This window comes from Staphylococcus ureilyticus, assembly GCF_002902235.1.
Classification (GTDB): Bacteria; Bacillota; Bacilli; order Staphylococcales; family Staphylococcaceae; genus Staphylococcus; species Staphylococcus ureilyticus.
The window spans coordinates 6548-8032 of the sequence record NZ_PPRL01000100.1; the positions used below are offsets into that span (position 1 = coordinate 6548).

Annotated in this window: 1 protein-coding gene; it reads left to right on the forward strand. The window is 31.6% G+C overall.

Features of this window, described 5'->3' with window-relative positions; translation table 11 throughout:
• Positions 1-1257, forward strand: a 1257-nt coding sequence (locus CD150_RS10155; protein ID WP_240621227.1) for a UDP-N-acetylmuramoyl-tripeptide--D-alanyl-D-alanine ligase, incomplete at its 5' end; no start/stop codon positions are given.
• Positions 1258-1485 lie beyond the last annotated feature (228 nt).

Here is a 1485-nt window from a genome sequence, read left to right on the forward strand (position 1 = left end):
AGAAAAATCGATGAACAAAATTTGTTTATTCCTTTTAAAGGAGAACATGTCGACGGACATAAATATGTGAATCAAGCGTTGGAAGATGGTGCGGGAGCGGCATTTTGTCAGAAGGACAGTGTTTTAGCCCCTCAAATTTCTGGCCCTATTATTTGGGTAGATGACACATTGGAAGCATTGCAGCAGTTAGCCAAAGCCTATTTGGCATTTGTTAATCCATTTGTGATCGCTGTTACAGGTTCTAATGGTAAAACAACGACTAAAGACATGATAGAAAGTGTATTAAAGCCTCAATTTAAAGTAAAAAAAACACTAGGAAATTATAATAATGAAATCGGTATGCCGTTAACCATTTTGCAATTAGATCAAGATACTGAAATTTCTATATTAGAAATGGGTATGTCTGGTTTTCATGAAATTGAAGCATTATCACAATTAGCTAACCCAAATATTGCAATTATTACTAATATTGGCGAATCACATATGCAAGATTTAGGATCGCGTGAAGGTATAGCGAAAGCTAAAGCTGAAATTTCATTTGGTCTTAAACCTCAAGGTCTATTTATCTACGATGGAGATGAGCCATTATTAAAGCCTCATGTCGATAAATTAGTAGATATAGATTTAATGAGTATAGGTAAAAAAGAAAATAATGATTTAGTTTGTAAAATTGACAATATAGATGATACTGGTATTGTTTTTAATATTAATGAAAATGAGCATTATGAATTACCAATTTTAGGTGAACATAATATGAAAAACGCAACTATAGCTATTGCTGTTGGTAAAAGACTTAATCTGAGTTATGAAACGATACATCAAAATATTCAAGCGGTTCAACTTACAGGTATGAGAATGGAACAACACCATACCGACTCCGGTACGCTTGTTATCAATGATGCTTATAATGCTAGTCCAACTAGTATGAAAGCCGCTATTGATACACTCAGCAGTATGGGAGGCCGCAAGATACTTGTGTTAGGTGATGTCTTAGAATTAGGGCATAATAGTCAAACAATGCATGAAGCGGTTGGTGATTATTTAGTTAATAAACAAATCGATGCGTTATATACTTATGGAACAGAAGCGGGTCATATTCATCGTACAGGCAAAGCGTTTGTAAAATATGCAGAACATTTTACAGATAAAGCTGCACTGATCCAGTCATTAAAATCAAATACTGAACCACAAGATAAAATACTAATTAAAGGTTCAAGAGGGATGCAATTAGAAGAAGTTGTAGATGCCTTAATTTAAAATTATTAACACCACATTTCATATCACTTTTATTAGTGGGAAAGTGGTGTTTTATTTTGTTATAAATAAAATAGAGATTTTGATAGTTAGTAACTTGAATTAGTTCATTTAAGTTACTATTTTTAAAAATTACTAATAATTATCAATATAAATAAATCTACAATTTTTTTTCGTAAACAAAAATAAATACTGGTAAATATAATTAAACGCTTACAACCTATATATCAC